This window comes from Candidatus Obscuribacterales bacterium, from assembly GCA_036703605.1.
Classification (GTDB): domain Bacteria; phylum Cyanobacteriota; class Cyanobacteriia; order RECH01; family RECH01; genus RECH01.
In genome coordinates, this window is record DATNRH010000031.1 from 1 (window position 1) to 2,125 (window position 2,125).

Sequence of the window (2,125 nt, forward strand, 5' to 3'; positions counted from 1 at the left end):
CTGAAACATGGCTTCACCCTGCCAGATGGGTTCTTTGGGAACCTCTATCTTGTCTGCCACAAACCCGTAGTACGGCATGAACACACGTACATCATGACCCATCTTGCGCAGCACCTTGGGTAATGCGCCCACTACATCTCCCATGCCGCCGACTTTCGCGATCGGTGCAGCTTCGGCTGCCACAAACAAAATTCGCATCGTGTATCGAGGTTCCTTGAGATATACCGTTAGTGATCAAGTCTAGTGGGCTGTGGCCGCTGTGCATAGTCGCGATCGCAATTCCGTTTAGGATGCCGCCAGACAGGTGATTCTCCGGTGTTTTGATCCCACTCATGCTAAAGGCTAAGCCTCACATCCGGCGATCGCCCTCAAATGCCGAACCCCTAGCTTGCTAACGCACCGTAGACATCATAATCGCCCATCCATACCGCCGCGAGCAGCCGCATTCCCCGTTCACTCAAGACCACCTCCGAGGGCAGACATTGCACATCTCTGGCACTGCCACCCGCCGCCATGATGACATCCTGCATCCATAGACCACAGGGCTCAGGATGATTCTCATGCCACAGCACATAGTCCAACCGAGCGCAGGAAGCGGCATCCAACCGAGCATGGAGCAATTCGTAGAGCGACAGGTGAGTGCGTTGCTCCACGCCTCCCAGCACCTGACGCATATACCAAGCCGCTTGGCGCAGGGGTAGACCATTGAGGCGCTGATGCAGACAGTCCAGCAAACGGGGCACAAAGTCGATACCCAAGTGATCATGGAGGACAGCGATCGCTTGGTCGTGATCTACAGCGGAAATGGGGCTCAAATCCGCATCCCAATCCACCTCTGGATAAACTTGCTTTAGTAACTGATAGGCACGATCGCTCAAGCTCCATTGCCCCGTAGACGCATCGACACTAAAGTCTTCTCCGGGAGTGGCACCGATAGCCACTAGAATCTGGAATAGCTCAACGGCTTGCTGCGAAGAAATTGGATGCATAAAAGCCCCGGCAGTTATCAATATCTCAATAAAACTTAATACGAGGAACCTACTTTAACGGTATCGGCTTCCCAGTCATTCCGTTGTATGCTGTGTGACGGTTTGATCATCCCTAGGGCAGTGTCCTTCGCTAGCCCCCTGCTTTCCTTCAACGGAGTTCAAGAGTCCATGCCCTTCCCATCTGACTTTAAGACCCAGCTCATCTCTGCCAGCGATCGCCTCTTTTCCTTGCTCGATCGCTTTCAGCAGGTACGCGCCTTGGTGGTGGGTGATTTAACCGTGGATGAGTTTGTCACCGGTCAGGTCGAACGGCTGTCGCGGGAAGCGCCGGTCTTGATTTTACGCCATGAAAGCACGCGTCAGGTGCCGGGCGGTGGGGCCAACGCCGTCTATAACCTAGCAGCTCTGGGAGGACAGGTGAAAGCGGTGGGGCTGGTGGGCAACGATTCCCAAGGGCAAGCGCTCCGGCAGATTTTTGAAGCAGCCCAAATTGACACGACGGGTATTTTGGTGGACGGCGATCGCCCCACGGTAACCAAAACTCGCATTTCTGGCCATGCCCGGCAGTCGGTGACCCAGCAAATTGTTCGCGTTGATCGCAAATCCGATGCCTTACCCCCAGCAGATCTTCAGCACCAGCTTGCCGACTACATTCGCCAGCAGCTTGACCAGGTAGACGTGGTTGTTTGCTCCGACTATGGCGACGGCACCCTCACCACACCGGTGATTCAGGCTGCCCTACAGCATCCCTTGAGCGTTGTAGATACCCAGGTGGATCTCCATCGCTACCCAGGAGCCACCATTTTTACCCCCAACCTGCCCGAAGCCGAACAGGCAGCTGGGTATGCGATCGCCACCCCTGAAAGTCTTCAGCAAGCCGGTCAAGACCTGCTGACTGTAACCCAAGCTCAATATATGTTGATCACCCGAGGAGAGGAGGGCATGAGCCTCTTTTCTCCCCACAGTGCCGAGCAAAGCATCCCGGCCTTCAACCGCACCGATGTATTTGATGTAACAGGGGCAGGAGACACCGTTGCAGCCGCCCTGGCCCTAGCCCTAGCCCTAGGGGCTACCCCCTGGGAAGGCGCTTTGCTGGGCAATCTAGCCGCAAGCATCGTCGTCCGTCAATTTGGCAC

At 55.7% G+C, this 2,125-nt stretch carries 3 protein-coding genes; 1 reads left to right on the plus strand and 2 read right to left on the minus strand.

Translation table 11 applies throughout. The features are described 5' to 3' along the window. Together V6D20_00750 and V6D20_00755 are read right to left on the minus strand one after the other, a co-directional pair. Window positions 1-198, minus strand: a 198-nt coding sequence (locus V6D20_00750) for a glycogen/starch synthase (GenBank protein HEY9814326.1), incomplete at its 3' end; no start/stop codon positions are given. Window positions 199-383: 185 nt separating this feature from the next. Then, window positions 384-989: a hypothetical protein gene (locus tag V6D20_00755; GenBank protein ID HEY9814327.1), complete on the minus strand. Its 606-nt coding sequence runs from the start codon at window positions 987-989 to the stop codon at window positions 384-386. A 168-nt stretch (window positions 990-1,157) separates the two neighbouring features. On the opposite strand from V6D20_00755, the gene V6D20_00760 reads away from it, so the two are divergent. Continuing rightward, window positions 1,158-2,125: PfkB family carbohydrate kinase (locus tag V6D20_00760; GenBank protein ID HEY9814328.1), on the plus strand; the 968-nt coding region annotated here is incomplete at its 3' end.

Bases quoted from the DNA above. Each gene is read 5' to 3' on its own strand.
- V6D20_00755 (HEY9814327.1), bottom strand. From the start codon at position 989: ATGCATCCAATTTCTTCGCAGCAAGCCGTTGAGCTATTCCAGATTCTA.